10 protein-coding genes and 1 pseudogene are annotated in these 12298 nt (G+C 73.7%); 6 read left to right on the top strand and 5 right to left on the bottom strand.

The window, feature by feature from the left end; translation table 11 throughout:
* Nucleotides 1-1140: a cytochrome P450 gene (locus QBL21_RS07395; RefSeq protein ID WP_407561192.1), complete on the top strand. Its 1140-nt coding sequence runs from the start codon at nucleotides 1-3 to the stop codon at nucleotides 1138-1140.
* A gap of 355 nt (nucleotides 1141-1495) precedes the next feature.
* Nucleotides 1496-2425, top strand: a complete 930-nt coding sequence (locus QBL21_RS07390) for a response regulator transcription factor (protein ID WP_407561191.1) — start codon at nucleotides 1496-1498, stop codon at nucleotides 2423-2425.
* 79 nt (nucleotides 2426-2504) lie between these two features.
* Here the strand turns inward: QBL21_RS07390 and QBL21_RS07385 are convergent, their stop codons facing one another.
* From QBL21_RS07385 to QBL21_RS07370, 4 genes are all read right to left on the bottom strand, one after another.
* Nucleotides 2505-3110 (bottom strand): dihydrofolate reductase family protein, encoded by a 606-nt coding sequence (locus QBL21_RS07385; protein WP_407561190.1) that lies wholly within the window; start codon nucleotides 3108-3110, stop codon nucleotides 2505-2507.
* A gap of 274 nt (nucleotides 3111-3384) precedes the next feature.
* Nucleotides 3385-4614, bottom strand: coding sequence for a pyridoxal phosphate-dependent aminotransferase (locus QBL21_RS07380; RefSeq protein ID WP_407566335.1), 1230 nt, complete (start codon nucleotides 4612-4614; stop codon nucleotides 3385-3387).
* A 397-nt stretch (nucleotides 4615-5011) separates the two neighbouring features.
* On the bottom strand, nucleotides 5012-5803 hold the full coding sequence (locus tag QBL21_RS07375) for an SAM-dependent methyltransferase (protein ID WP_407561189.1): 792 nt from the start codon (nucleotides 5801-5803) through the stop codon (nucleotides 5012-5014).
* 50 nt (nucleotides 5804-5853) lie between these two features.
* On the bottom strand, nucleotides 5854-6909 hold the full coding sequence (locus QBL21_RS07370; RefSeq protein ID WP_407561188.1) for a saccharopine dehydrogenase NADP-binding domain-containing protein: 1056 nt from the start codon (nucleotides 6907-6909) through the stop codon (nucleotides 5854-5856).
* Nucleotides 6910-7008: 99 nt separating this feature from the next.
* Between QBL21_RS07370 and QBL21_RS07365 the strand changes: the two genes are divergently transcribed.
* The gene (locus tag QBL21_RS07365) at nucleotides 7009-7965 is read left to right on the top strand and encodes a helix-turn-helix domain-containing protein (protein ID WP_407561187.1); all 957 of its coding nucleotides are present in this window, start codon (nucleotides 7009-7011) and stop codon (nucleotides 7963-7965) included.
* A gap of 22 nt (nucleotides 7966-7987) precedes the next feature.
* Nucleotides 7988-9115 (top strand): MerR family transcriptional regulator, encoded by a 1128-nt coding sequence (locus tag QBL21_RS07360; protein ID WP_407561186.1) that lies wholly within the window; start codon nucleotides 7988-7990, stop codon nucleotides 9113-9115.
* A gap of 171 nt (nucleotides 9116-9286) precedes the next feature.
* Here the strand turns inward: QBL21_RS07360 and QBL21_RS07355 are convergent, their stop codons facing one another.
* The gene (locus QBL21_RS07355) at nucleotides 9287-9700 is read right to left on the bottom strand and encodes a hypothetical protein (RefSeq protein WP_407561185.1); all 414 of its coding nucleotides are present in this window, start codon (nucleotides 9698-9700) and stop codon (nucleotides 9287-9289) included.
* Between the two features lie 144 nt (nucleotides 9701-9844).
* Here QBL21_RS07355 and QBL21_RS07350 point away from each other — a divergent pair.
* Both QBL21_RS07350 and QBL21_RS07345 read left to right on the top strand, forming a co-directional pair.
* Nucleotides 9845-10386, top strand: a pseudogene (locus QBL21_RS07350) (GNAT family N-acetyltransferase).
* Between the two features lie 103 nt (nucleotides 10387-10489).
* Entirely contained in the window at nucleotides 10490-12268 is a 1779-nt protein-coding gene (locus QBL21_RS07345) for an ATP-binding cassette domain-containing protein (RefSeq protein ID WP_407561184.1), read from the top strand.
* Nucleotides 12269-12298 lie beyond the last annotated feature (30 nt).

Here is a 12298-nt window from a genome sequence, read left to right as displayed (position 1 = left end):
ATGACCGACCATCTGAGCTGGTACGACGAGATCCGGGAGGCGGAACGGGTGCACTGGGACGGGGAAACCCGGTCGTGGTACATCACCCGGTTCGACGACGTGTGGGAGCTCCTGGTCGACGACCGGCTCGGCGCCAGGTCCGCCCAGGCCCACATCGAGCGGATGACGCCGGCCCAGCGAGAGTTGTGCGCACCGGTCATGGACTCCGTCTCGAAGTGGCCGGTGTTCACCGACGTACCCCGGCACACCACGCTGCACCGCCTCATCCTGCCGTGCTTCGCCCCCGCGGAGACCCAGCGGGTCACCGGCGTGGCGCGGTCCAGTCTGAAGAGCGCCGAGCCGGCCGACTGGTGCAGCGACGACATCGTCGAGGCGGTGATCCAGCCGGCCTGTGTGGCCGCTCTCGCCGCCTTTCTCGGCATCAGCCCGGCCGACGTGACCCGGGTGACGGAATGGTCGGCGCGCCTGATCGCGTTCGCCGGGCAGACCGCGTACGACCACGAGGTGGTGACCGAGGCGACGGTCGCGCTCCGCGAGTTCGGCGACTTCGTGATGCGCACCTGCGCGGCCGGGAACAGCGTGCTCAGCTCCTCGATGCGGCGCTCGCTGCGGGAGGGCGTACTGGACCGCTCCGAGGTGGTGGCCGTCTACGGGCAGTTGGTCACCGGCTTCCTCCAGCCGACCATCAGCTCACTCGCCATGGCGATCGAGGTGCTGGCCGACGACACGGCCGTGAAGGCCGCGTTCGAGGACGCCCCCGACACCTTCATCGCCGAGTCGATCCGGCTGGCGTCGCCGTTCCACTTCGCCCCTCGCCGCACACTGCGCGACATGTCGTTCGCGGGCCGGCTCATCCCGGCCGGCCAGCGCGTCGTGCTGCTGCTGGTCGCGGCGAACCGCGACCCGCGCCGGTTCCCCGACCCGCTGCGGTTCCGCATGGACCGCGGCACGCCCCCGCACGTCGCCTTCGCCCGCGGACGGTACGCGTGCCTGGGCGCCGGCCTCACCCGGCACCTCATGCGGGCCGTGCTCACCGCCCTGGTCGAGCAGCCGGCCGGCCTCGTCCCGCCCGCCGCGGTCGAATGGCACGTCGGGCGGGGCATGCGGATGCCCCTGCGCCTCACCCGATCGAAGGCATGAGCGGACCACCGGAGCCACCGGTGGAACCGGCCGGGATGGATGCCGTGCGGCGCAGACCTCGACGGTCTTCGCCACCGGACATTCGGGTCTGGCGGAATCACCTTCCGTCCACGTACGGCCAACGCCAGCATGTCAGCCAACGGCGACCTGGTTCGCGTAACGGTTCGAACGTGGACGTGGAGTACTACGGGGGCTCAAATTGCTGCGTATTCACTTCTCCGGCGATGATCTGGCCAGAACACGGCTGGCCGCTGGGCCGGACCCGATGTGGGAGACGCTGCTGAGTCTGCATGTCGTTCAGCAGCCGGAGGACGTGGGGCCGCTTCGGCAATGGCGGGACATGGTGCGCACGCAGGTGGCTCCCAGCACGGCGCTGCTGCACGAACTGGCGCCGCACAGAGGGTATTCCGCGGACTTCCTCACTCCCGCCGGCGTGGGTGACGAGGGATTCGAGGCGGGGTTGGAGGCCATCCTGTCCACCCCGCGGCACCGGCTCCGCGGGGACACCGCGGTGCTGATGGCCGAGCGGCGCCCCACCCCCTGGTTGCGCTCCCTGGCGGAAGGCCGTGGTACGTCACTCGAACGGCTCGGGCACGCGTTACGGGACTACCACACCCGTGCCGTCGCGCCGTTCTGGCGGGAGCTGTGCCATCAGGCCGCCTTCGATCGGGCCGCTCGGGCGCACATGCTGGTCGAGTACGGCCTGGGCCGGCTGCTGGGCACCCTGCTTCCGGCCATGCGGTGGCAGGGGCGGACGCTCACGGTGCCGTACGGCGGGTACGACCGGGACGTGTATCTGGACGGGCGTGGCCTGCTGGTCGTGCCGTCGATGTTCTGCCGGAAGCGCCCCATATGCCTGCGGGATCCCAGCCTGCCCCCGGTGCTGGTCTATCCCATCGCCCCCGCGCTGAGCCGGCTCGGCCCCGCCGGGAACGCCATGGCGGGCCGGGACGGCGACCTCCACGACGCGACGCCGGGGCGGCGGGGCCCGGCGGGGGTGGTACGGCAGTTGACGCGGCGGGAGCAGCAGGTGCTGGCGTTGATGGCCGAGGGGCGCTCCAACGAGGCGATCACGCAGCGTCTGGGCGTCTCCGACAAGACGGTGGAGACGCATGTGCGGAACATCTTCGCCAAGCTGGAGCTGAAGCCCGATCTCGCCGACCACCGGCGGGTGCTGGCCGTGCTGGCCTATCTGCACAGCGGGCTGCTCCCGGCCCCCGCGCGACCACACCCGAGACGCGGGCAGACGGGCGGGGAGGGAGTCTTGGAACTCCTCACGGAATGATCTTCGAGGCGAGGGGATCGCTCCGGGACGTTCGACGCCTCGGTTGCCCGCTTGTGGCGCAGGACCCCCTACTCGCTGATCACGCAGGGGCGCTGAGCGGCGGGTGGTCGAGCACGCGGGGCTTGTACTCGACCAGTTGGATGCGGCCGTCGAAGGTGCGGTGCTCGGTCATCTCCAGGGCGACGTCCGGATAGCCGTCGTAGATGCGTTCTGCGCCCGTGGCCCCTGTGATCACCGGGAACATCACGACGCGGAAGCGGTCGACGAGTCCCGCTCGCAGGAGGGACCGGCACAGGCTCAGGCTGCCGATCGTGCTGAGGAGCCCCGCGCCACTCGACTTCATGGCGCGGACCGCCTCGACGGCGTCGTCACGGACGAGCGTGGAGTTGGCCCAGGTCAGTGGCTCCTCCAGTGAGGAGGAGAACACCACCTTGGACGCCCGCGTGAGCTCGTCCACGGATGCTTCTTCCTCGGGCCTGAACTCGGCCTGGCCGTTCGGGACCTCGCCGGCGGCGAAGCCCGACATCTGGCGGTAGGTATTCGCTCCCATCAGGTGGGTCGACTCGGGCTGCTCGCCGAGCCATGCGAGGTACTCCGGGCCCTCCAGGCCCCAGAACCCGGGCCACCCCTCTCCCGATGCGCAGCCGTCGAGGGAGGTGATGAAGTCGACGAGAAGCTCCGACATGGCGGTGTCCTTTCCCGGGGGGGCACAAGCTTTGACCGGCCGGGAGCCACAAACTCATCGGCCGCGCGGTGGGGTAACGAGGATTCTCATGATGCTGCGGCCGATCGTCTCGTCCGAGGAGTGGGCGGCGGCGTGGCTGTCGCTGCTGGTCGAAGAGACGTCGAGACGCTGAACCGTGCCGGCCCGCCGTCTCAGCCCGCCCGTCACCGTGCGCGCGTCTTCGTGTGCACGTCGTCGTGTGCACCGGGCCCGCCGGGAAGGGGCGCCGGGACGCCTATGCGTCCCACATCAGCCCTTCCTTGGCCATCCTGGTGATCGCCTCGTCCAGGTCGGCGGCGCCGCCGCCGAGGTAGACGCGGATACGGCTGCCGGAGGCGTTGCGGGCAGTGCCCGGGCTGCTCATGTGCGCCTCGCCCAGCAGCACGCCGCAGCGGCGCAGCACCAGCTCGCGGAAGTCGGTTCCGGGGACGTCGAACGCCGGTGGGATACGGGCCAGCAGGTACGCGCCGCAGCGGCCGGCGACGTACCCGTGCGGAGGGTAGCCCAGCACGTCGGCCAGCAGCCGCACACTCTGCCGACGTCTCGCCTCGTACGCGGCGCGCTGCGCCTCCAGGTACGCGTCGCAGGCGTCGTCCGCGAGCCATGCCGCCATCGCCGCCTGCGCCGGGACGGCCGTGACGTAGGACCGCTCGGTGAGTAACTGCGCGAGTGCCTCCAGCGTGGCGGGCGCCGCCGTGGCGGCGCCGATGCCCCAGCCGTTGCAGCGGAACTGCTTGCCCAGGGACCGCACTCCCAGCCAGAGCGGGCGGTCGCCCTCGGGCAGCGCGGCCAGCTCGTCCAGCAGGATGGCCGGCGCCGAGGTGGGGGTGGTGCCGGGGGCGTGGACCGCGTAATACGCGTCGTCCAGCAGCAGGCAGGCACCGGTGGCGAGCGCCGCGCGGATCATGGCCCGGACCGTCTGCGGGCTCCAGTCGGCACCGGTCGGGTTGTGCTGCGCGTTGATCGCCAGCAGGACGGGCCCGTCGGTGTCCCGCCGCGCCCGCCGCAGGATCTCCGCCACCTCCGCGACCTCGGGCTGGTACCCGTGCTCGGGCGGGAGAGTGAATCGACGCACCTCGAAGCCCAGCGACGGGGAGGCGTACACGCCGGGATAGTCCCACCCGGGGGTGGAGCACACCAGCACCGGGCGCCCCTCGGGCCGCTTCAGCCGCAGCAGCCTGCCGAAGTCGAACATCGCCGACCGGGTGCTGGACTGCGAGACGGCCACGTCGTAGTCCCGGTGCAGCCCGCGGGGGTCGAGGCCGTGGGTCGCGGGGATGTACGTGCGCAAGGCGTCCTGGAGCGCGGGCAGGCCGTACGGGGTGAGGATGTACCCGTGCTCGTACGGCGCCACCCGGCCCAGCGCCTCGCGCAGCGCCGCCGGCGGCCCCTCCCAGCTCTCGCCCAGACTGAGGTAGATCAGCTCGTCGTGACTGCCTCCGCAGGACTGGTGGCGGTCGAGCATCGCCACGTCGTCATAGGGATTCGCGAGGGGTCCGGAACCGGCGATGCGCTGTAGCGGAATCATTGCGCCCTTTCGGCTGGGTATCCTGCCGGGATCGACGCCTTTGATTAGCACGCCGACGCTCTCCACGCAGATACCAATTAACTGCCAGTTCCCGCCCGCGCCATGACCGGCCCGGGCGGGAAAGTCCCCGTGACCGGGAGGAACTTCGAAGGGGTAGCGCTCTCCGCGCGAGCGGAGGTGGACGGCGATTTCGACCAGCACAGGCCCGTCAGTATTTCCGTGTTCTCCGCGGTCGGAGAGCCAACCGGCCGAAAACGTGGGAGAGCCCAGGCCATTTGCGCAAGGATCTGGGCTCCGGCGATAGGCCGCGTGGGACTCGAACCCCCGACCAGTGCTACGGCTTGCGGGCGACGCCGCCGTACGCGGCCACGTCCGGCGGCGTTTCCGCCGCGCTCTCCGGGCGCCACCGCGGGCAGGAGACGACGCCAGGTTCCAGCAGTTCCAGGCCCTCGAAGTAGCCCTCGATCTGTTCCGGGCCGCGTGCCGTGTAGGGGACCGCGGCCTTCGGGTTGTGGCGGCGCAGGGCTTCGACGTACGCCGCGTCGGTGGTCGTGCCGTCGTTGAGGGCCAGGTAGCTGCCCGGCGGCAGGGCGGCCAGCAGGCGCCGTACGACCGACCGGGCCTCGTCGTAGTCCTCGACCAATCCCAGGACGCCCATCAGCATCAGCCCGACCGGCCGCGTGAAGTCCAGCGTGCGCGCCGCCTCTTCGAGGATCCGGCCGGTGTCCCGGGCGTCCGCGTCGATGTACTGGCACCTGCCCTCGGGGGTGGAGGTCAGCAGCTCACGCGCGTGGGCGAGGACCAGCGGGTCGTTGTCGACGTAGACGATCCGCGACTCCGGCGCGGTCCGCTGGGCGATCTCGTGCGTGTTGTCGGCGGTGGGCAGCCCGCTGCCGACGTCGAGGAACTGGCGGATGCCCGCGTCGCGCACCAGGTGGCCGACCGCGCGCCCGAGGAACTGCCGGGAGCGGCGCGTGACATCGGCCATCCCGGGAAAGGCCGCGACGATCGCGTCCGCCGCCGCCCGGTCGGCGGGGTAGTTGTCCGTGCCGCCGAGCAGGTGGTTCCAGATACGCGCCGAATGCGGGCGGCTCGTGTCGATCGCGCCGGACGAGTGGTCTGCCACGGTGGTGACCGCCCCCTGGGAATCGCCGAGGTGGTGAGTCGCGTCGATGCTCAACGTACTGCGGGGCGTTCGGCGTCGGGAAGGTGCACGTCGAGCGTGCCGCGCGCGGCCAGGGCGCCGAGGAAGCCGCGGGCGTCGAAGACCTCGCCGGCCGCGGCCACGCCCGTCGTCCTGGTCCGCCCGGTGAGGATGCGGTGCACCGCCTCCACCGCGAGCGGGGCGGTGACGGCGTAGATGTCCCGGCCGCCGGCCGTGGCGCGGCGTTCGGTGCCGTGGGCGCGTACGACGGCGTCGACGAGGAACGTCTGCGCGGACCGGCCGCTCTCGTCGGCCGCCGCCGGTGCCGGGGTGCCGGGGGACGACAGGTCGCGGGCCGCGTCGGTCGCCATGTAGGTGCGCACCTCGGGGATGGCGAGGTGGCTGGGGACGGTGACCACGTCGGCCATGGTGAAGTCGCCGATGACGGGACGGGGGCCGGCCGGGGCGGGGAAGGGCCAGTCGAGGACGGGGAGTTCGTCGTCGTGGTACTCCAGCCGGCCGCCGGTGTAGCGGACGTGCCGGCCGCCGCGCCGGGCCCCGGAGACCCTGCCCGCGGCGCGGGTCCCGGCGGTGGGGTGCCAGTCGCTCAGGCCGTACGCGACGTGCGCCTCGTCGGCCGTCGTCCAGTCGCCCATCGCCGCGGTGGTCAGCAGATCGCCGAGGCCGCCGAAGAAGGCCATCGCGGGGACGATCACCGCGCCGGCGGCGCGGGCGCGGTCGGTGAAGTGGGCGAACGTGTCGGCGTTGGCCTCGATCTCGGCGGCCACGTCCACGTACGGGATCCCGGCGCGCAGCGCCGCCTCGATCACCGGGGCGGCGGTGGTGGCGAAGGGCCCGGCGCAGTTGACCACGGCCGCCGTGCCGGCGAGCGCGGCGTCGAGCGCCGCGGCGTCGGCGGCGGTCGCCGGGCGGGCGTCGAAGCCGGTGGCCGACGCCAGGGCCGCCAGCTTGCCGGGGTCGCGGCCCGACAGGACCGGGACGTAGCCGCGGTCGCGCAGCTCCGCCACGACGAACCGCCCGGTGTGCCCGTACGCCCCGAAAACCGCCACCGCCTGGCCCGATGCCATGCCTGCTCCCCGCGCTCGAATGATCCGTACGGACATCCTGACGAGGGCGGGCACCCCGCCGCGAGTGTCCGGAACGACAGCGCCCGTACACTTTCGGACATGGACACCGTCGCGCTGGCCGTCACCGAGGGGATGCTGCACTTCGAGCTGTCCGTGGCGTACGAGGCCCTCGGCTCCGCGCCGGACGGGGTGACCGGCCCCTGGTACGACGTCGCGGTCTGCGGCTCGCGGCCCGTGCGGGTCGGGCGGTTCCGGCTGGAGCCCGACCACGGCCTCGACCGGCTCCGGCACGCCGGCACCGTCATCGTCCCCGCCTGGGCCGACGTCGACGCGGAGCCGCCGGCCGACCTGGTCGACGCGGTACGCGCCGCCCACGCGGCCGGCGCCCGGGTGGCCTCCCTGTGCACCGGCGCGTTCGTGCTGGCCGCCGCCGGTCTGCTGGACGGCAGGCGCGCCACGACGCACTGGGCGCACACCGGGGCCCTGGCCGCCCGCTACCCCGGGGTGGAGGTCGACCCGGACGTGCTCTACGTCGACAACGGCAGCGTGCTGACGTCCGCCGGGAAGGCCGCCGCGCTGGACCTGTGCCTGCACCTCGTACGCCTCGACCGCGGCTCGGCGGTCGCCAACGCGGTCGCCCGCCGCCTCGTCGTGCCGCCGCACCGGGACGGCGGGCAGGCCCAGTTCGTCGCCGCCCCGGTGCCCGCCACGGACGACCGGCCGCTCGCGGCGCTCTTCGGCTGGGCCGTGGAACGTCTCGACCAGCCGCTGACCGTGGAGGACCTGGCCCGCCAGGCGCGGATGAGCTCGCGCAACCTGGCCCGGCACTTCAGGACCGCCACCGGCTCCACCCCGCTGAAGTGGCTGCTGACGCAGCGGATCCGCCGCGCCCAGGAGCTGCTGGAGACCACCGACCGGAGCATCGACGCCATCGCCGAGGCCACCGGCATGGGCACCGCCGCGACGCTGCGCCGCCACTTCCACCGCACCGTCGGGGTGCCCCCGGCCGCGTACCGCCGCACCTTCCGCGCGCGGCACGGGCAGCGGGGCGCTTGACCCTCACGTGGCGTGATGCCGCATGGTCGGGGGCGTGGCAGAGCATCTGACCGTGGGGCGCGTGGCCAAGCTGGCGGGCGTGAGCGTGCGCACGCTGCACCACTACGACGAGATCGGCCTCGTCCGGCCGTCCGCGCGGACCCCGGCGGGCTACCGGGCGTACGCGCCGGGCGACGTGGAGCGGCTGCGCGAGGTGCTCGGCTACCGGCGGCTGGGGTTCGGGCTGCGCGAGATCGCGGACCTGGTCGACGACCCGGCCACCGACGCGGTCGCTCACCTGCACCGGCTGCGCGGCCTGCTGCTGGCGCAGCGGGAGCGCGCCGCGGCCATGGTGACGGCGATCGACAGGGAGCTGGAGGCGCGGGCCAGGGGCCTCAAAACGACGTCGGAGGAGCAACTCAGAGTGTTCGGGCCCCAGTTGTACGAGGCCATCGGGTCGGCCTACCCGGCGACGCGGCGCACCGAGCCGCGGATCGCCGCGCGGATCTGGGACGCGCTCGGGGACGCGCGCACGGTGCTGAACGTCGGGGCCGGCACCGGCTCGTACGAGCCCCTGGACCGCGACGTCACGGCGGTCGAGCCGTCGGCGGTCATGCGGGCGCAGCGGCCCCGGGGCGCGGCGCGGTGCGTGTCCGCCGGCGCGGAGCGGCTGCCGTTCGCGGACGGATCGTTCGACGCCGCGATGGCGGTGAGCACGGTGCACCACTGGCCGGACCCGGTGGCGGGGCTGCGGGAGATGCGGCGGGTGGCGCGGCGGGTGGTGGTGTTCACGTACGACGCCGGCGACCGGGGCCGGCGCGAGCGGTTCTGGCTGACCCGCGACTACCTGCCGGAGTTCGCCGACCTCCTCGTCGACTGGCCGTCGCTGGCGGACCTGACCCGGGCGATCGGGGGCCGCGCGGAGCCGGTGCTGATCCCGTGGGACTGCGCGGACGGCTTCTTCGAGGCGCACTGGCGCCGGCCGGAGGCGTACCTGGAGGAGCATGTGCGCCGCGCGGTGTCGGTGTGGACGAGGGTGGGCCCCGAGGCGGAGCGGCGGGCGGTCGCGAGCCTCCGCGACGACCTGTCGTCGGGCCGCTGGGCGGAACGCAACCGCGACCTCCTCGCCCTGGACGCGGCCGAACTGGGCCTGCGCCTCCTGGTCGCCTGAGCGGCTCGCCGCCCGACCGGTCCGGTACGGGCCGCCACCCGGCTGCCGGCCGGGGACGGCGGTTCGCCGGTCTCGTGTTCCCCTCTCCCGCGGCCCCGGCGCACATACGGTCACACCGGGGGCCGCTCGACTCGCTCCGGGGGCACCCGCCGGGGTGAGCCACCGCCGGGCCTACTCCCCCTCCAGCATCTTCAGCACCCAGTCCGGCATCATGTCCGACTCGCTGATCGGCGGTCCGAACTCGAACCCGTGCCGCCCCTCGTGCCCCTTCGGCAGCGCGCAGCACTCGGAGGAGACCGACCCTTCGAGGAACGTCGCCGGGCACGAGGGCAGCGCCGCGATGTCCCGCCCCGGCCCGTACTCGTCGCCCTCGGGCCAGCGGGCCCAGAGCGTACGGGCGGGCAGGTCGTCCGTGGCGCGGGCGCCCACCGCGAGCGTGCAGTGCGGCCCCGCGTGCCCCTTCTCCAACTCGCACCACAGCGCCGGCTCCACCTGGAGCCCGCCGTCCGAGACCGCGTTCAACTCCGCGATCTCCGCCTCCAGGAACAGCACCCGGCCGGGACACGAGACCTGATATATGGACATGCCGCCAGCGTTGCGCAGCCGCCGCGCGTCGGGGCGGATTCCCCCGATGTTCCCCCGATCGTGCACGCCGTCCCCGGGCCCGCCGCCCGACACCCCTCGTCAATGCGTTTGCGGGCGGCGGCCCCGCTCGGTCAGGAAGCAGGCATGCTACGAGGCACGAAGGTCGGGCTGCGCGCCCGGCACGCGGACGACATCCCGGTCCTCCAGGCCGAGCTGTACGACGACGTGGTCGCCGGCTCGCGGGCCCAGGGGACGCCGTGGCGGCCGGTCGCGGCCGACTCGAAGGACTCCCCGCTGCTGGTGGACGACAAGGCGGAAGGACTTGTTCCGTTCTCCGTGGTCGAGCTGGACGGCGGCGGCTGGCCGGCACCGCGGTGCTGTGGGGCATCGACAACCACCACAGGTCCGCGCACATCGGCCTGGGCCTCCTGCCCTCCGCCCGCGGCAAGGGCTACGGCACCGACGTCGTCGCCGCGCTCTGCCACTACGGCTTCGTCGTCCGCGGCATGCACCGGCTCCAGATCGAGACGCTGGCGGACAACGCCGCGATGCTGCGCTCCGCCGAGCGCAACGGCTTCGTCCGCGAGGGTGTGCTGCGCTCCTCCGCCTGGGTGCTGGGCGAGTTCCTGGACGAGGTGCTGCTCGGCCTGCTGGCCACGGAGTGGCAGCCGGGCCCGGCGGCGTAGCGCGGCGCGGCGGGGCGGCCGGCGCGGGCCGACTCGTCCGATCGTTGGTACGACTCGCGAGCCGTGGGGCCTCGGAGCCCCGTTCCTTTGGCATGCTGCACACATGTCGACGCCGCCCCTGCGCCCGGGTGTCTCCGCTGGTGTTCCCGCCGGTGTTTCCGTTTCCTCGGTCCGCGGCCTGCGCCTGCGCGCGCGCCGGGTGAGCCGGGACGTACGCGGGACGGGGCGGGTGCTGAGCGGGGCGTCGCTCGACGTCGCCCCCGGGACCCTCGTCGTGATCGCCGGGAGCAGTGGCGCCGGCAAGACGGTCCTGCTCCAGACGCTGGCGGGGCTGAGCGCGCCGAGCGAGGGCGAGGTGTGGCACGACGGTGCGCCGCCGGGGCCGCCGGGGCCGGAGTTCGGGTACGTGCCGCAGGAGGACATCATCCACCGCGAGCTGCCGCTGCACCGCACGCTGGTGTACGCGGCGGGCCTGCGGATGCCGCCGGGGACACCGGCCGCGGCGGTGGCCGCGACCGTCGACCGGGTGCTGGAAACCCTGGGGCTGACCTCGCGGCGCGACACTCCGGTACGGGCGCTGAGCGGCGGCGAGCGCAAGCGGGCGAGCATCGCGGTGGAACTGCTGACGCGGCCCCGGGTGCTGTTCCTCGACGAGCCGACGTCCGGGCTCGACCCGGTCACCGGCGCGGAGCTGATGCGCACCCTGCGCGGGCTGGCCGACGACGGCACCACCGTGGTGCTGACCACGCACGTCCTCGCCGATCTGCCGCGCGGTGACCAGGTGGTCTTCCTGTCGGCCGACGGCGAGGTGGCGTACACGGGGGAACCGGACGGCCTGTGCAAGGCGTTCGGCGTCGGCAGCGCCGAGGAGGTGTACGGGGCGGTGGCCGACGGCGCGCGGGCGCCGGGCACCGGTGACATCCCCGGGCAGGCCGACGGCCCGGCGCCCGCCGGGCCCGCCGGGCAGGCCGGGACCGCCGGGGCCGCGGCGCGGGCCCGGACCGCCGTGGCCGCCGGGAAGGCGTCGCGCGTCGGCGCCGTGCGCCAGTGGATGCTGCTCACCCGGCGCGGCACCGCCCTGCTGGTGCACAACCGGCTCTCCGTCGCCGTTCTCGCGGGCTCCCCCGTCATGATCGTGGCGATGTTCGCGGTGCTCTTCCGCGCCGACGCGTTCGACCCGGCGTCCCCGGACCCCGGCTCCACCGCGATGATCATGTTCTGGATCGCCTTCGGCGCCTTCTTCTTCGGGCTGACGTACGGCCTGCTCCAGATCTGCACCGAACTGCCCGTCCTGCGCCGCGAATGGCTCGCCGGGCTGCGGATCGGCCCGTACGTCGCCTCCAAACTCACCACCATGCTCCCCGTGCTGACCCTCGCCGTCGCGCTGCTGCTGGCCGTGCTGCGCGCGCTGGACCGGCTGCCCCCGGCGGGCTGGGACACGTACGCCTCGCTCTTCGCCACCGGCGTGCTGGCCTCCGCCGCCGCCCTCGCGCTCGGGCTGCTCGCCTCGGCGGCGGTGTCGGAGCCGGGGCAGGCGACGCTGATGCTGCCGCTGCTGTGCTTCCCGCAGGTGCTGTTCTCGGGGGCGTTCGTGCCGGTGCCGCGGATGACCGCGGGCGGCGAGGCGATCAGTTGGGCGATGACCAACCGCTGGGCGTTCGAGGCGCTGGGCAGCGGGGTGGGCCTGGAGTCGCTGTGGCGTACGGGCGCCTCGCCGCTGGGGCCGCCGCTGCTGGCGTCGTACGGGAAGTCGTTCGGGCATCCGGCGGCCCGCGGGTGGGTGATCCTGGCGGGCTTCGCGGTGCTGTTCCTGGGGCTGACGTGGTGGGTCTTGGTGCGCAAGTGCCGGGACGGCGCGGTGCGGAGCCGGCAGGGGCGCTAGCGCGGGCCGGGGTCCGGGGCCCGCGGGGCG

Origin of the sequence: Streptomyces sp. 184, from assembly GCF_045781775.1 — a bacterium.
In the GTDB taxonomy this organism is placed as follows: domain Bacteria; phylum Actinomycetota; class Actinomycetes; order Streptomycetales; family Streptomycetaceae; genus Streptomyces.
This window is presented reverse-complemented; position numbering and strand designations above follow the sequence as displayed.

Coding starts and splice junctions, on each gene's coding strand:
- QBL21_RS07370 (WP_407561188.1), bottom strand. CDS start 6,909: ATGGCATCGGGCCAGGCGGTGGCGGTTTTCGGGGCGTACGGGCACACC.
- QBL21_RS07365 (WP_407561187.1), top strand. CDS start 7,009: ATGGACACCGTCGCGCTGGCCGTCACCGAGGGGATGCTGCACTTCGAG.
- QBL21_RS07345 (WP_407561184.1), top strand. CDS start 10,490: ATGTCGACGCCGCCCCTGCGCCCGGGTGTCTCCGCTGGTGTTCCCGCC.
- QBL21_RS07395 (WP_407561192.1), top strand. CDS start 1: ATGACCGACCATCTGAGCTGGTACGACGAGATCCGGGAGGCGGAACGG.
- QBL21_RS07355 (WP_407561185.1), bottom strand. CDS start 9,700: ATGTCCATATATCAGGTCTCGTGTCCCGGCCGGGTGCTGTTCCTGGAG.
- QBL21_RS07380 (WP_407566335.1), bottom strand. CDS start 4,614: ATGCTCGACCGCCACCAGTCCTGCGGAGGCAGTCACGACGAGCTGATC.
- QBL21_RS07385 (WP_407561190.1), bottom strand. CDS start 3,110: ATGTCGGAGCTTCTCGTCGACTTCATCACCTCCCTCGACGGCTGCGCA.
- QBL21_RS07360 (WP_407561186.1), top strand. CDS start 7,988: ATGGTCGGGGGCGTGGCAGAGCATCTGACCGTGGGGCGCGTGGCCAAG.